Source organism: Delftia sp. ZNC0008 (genome assembly GCF_000799035.1).
Lineage (GTDB): Bacteria > Pseudomonadota > Gammaproteobacteria > Burkholderiales > Burkholderiaceae_C > Comamonas > Comamonas tsuruhatensis.
In genome coordinates, this window is record NZ_JTKZ01000219.1 from 1 (window position 1) to 557 (window position 557).

A 557-nucleotide genomic window follows, 5' to 3' on the forward strand; every position below is an offset into this window, starting at 1 on the left:
CGTATCCAGCCGCACCACCACCGACATGCCCGCGCGCAGCCGCGCGGCCAGCTCCTGGTCGGGATCGATTGCAATCTTGACCGGCAGGCGCTGCACGACCTTGGTGAAGTTGCCCGTGGCGTTGTCGGCCTTGAGCACGCTGAATTCCGAGCCCGTGGCCGGCGCGATCTCCAGCACGCGGCCCGTGAGGTGGGCGCCGCCCAGCGCATCGACGCTGAAGCGCACAGCCTGGCCTATGCGCACCTGGGCGGTCTGGGTTTCCTTGAAGTTGGCCACCACCCACAGCGTGTGCGGCACCACGTACATGAGCTGGGAGCCGGCCGTGACGTACTGGCCCCGGCGCACGCCGACTTCACTGACCTGGCCATCGCCGGGCGCGTGCACCACGGTGTTGTCCAGGTTGATCTGGGCCTGGCGCAGCTGCGCCTCGGCCATCTGGACCTGGGCTTCGAGCGAGGCGCGGTTCACCGTCGTCGCCTTGATCTTCTGGGCGTTGATCTCGATGTCGGCCTGGGCCTTGGCCACGTTGGTGGCCGCCAGGCGCGCGGTGGCACGCA

The 557-nt window shown here is 68.9% G+C and carries 1 protein-coding gene; it reads right to left on the reverse strand.

Annotation, left to right across the window (positions count from 1 at the left end; translation table 11 throughout):
• Positions 1-557, reverse strand: a 557-nt coding sequence (locus L995_RS07405; RefSeq protein WP_047470629.1) for an HlyD family secretion protein, incomplete at both ends; no start/stop codon positions are given.